At 55.9% G+C, this 521-nt stretch carries 1 protein-coding gene; it reads left to right on the forward strand.

Annotated features, from left to right (window positions below; translation table 11 throughout):
* The coding region (locus BUE76_RS18465; RefSeq protein ID WP_076026745.1) for an IS256 family transposase at positions 1–521 on the forward strand (521 nt) is incomplete at both ends.

The raw sequence follows: 521 nt of genomic DNA on the forward strand, positions 1-521 counted from the left end.
TGGCGTGTTCACCCCCTTGCTCAAAGAGTTCCTGGAAGAAGCTCTGGACGGAGAACTCGAAGCACACATCGATCAAACACCAGAGCCGGACCGCAAGAACGGCAAAGGCAGAAAACGGGTAAAAACACCTGTAGGCAATATAGAGATTGCCACCCCGCGTGATCGCAACGGCACCTTTGAGCCGGAGATCATACCCAAGCGGCACAAGACCTTAGGGGTTGACCTGGACCGGCAGATTATAGCCCTGTATGCCCGTGGCGCCTCTTACGCAGACATCCGCGATCACCTCCAGGACATGTATGGGCTGGAGGCTTCTCCTGCCACCATCAGCAGGGTTACCGACAAGATACTGCCGCTCATTTCCGAGTGGCGCAACAGGCCGCTGGAAGCGGTGTATCCCTTTGTTTGGCTGGATGCCATTCACTACAAGGTACGGCACGAAGGCCGTGTGGTTAGCCGCGCAGTGTACTGCATCATAGGCATCAACCAGGAAGGCTACAAGGAACTGCTGGGCATGTACA

This window comes from Cnuella takakiae, from assembly GCF_001953305.1.
Classification (GTDB): domain Bacteria; phylum Bacteroidota; class Bacteroidia; order Chitinophagales; family Chitinophagaceae; genus Flavisolibacter; species Flavisolibacter takakiae.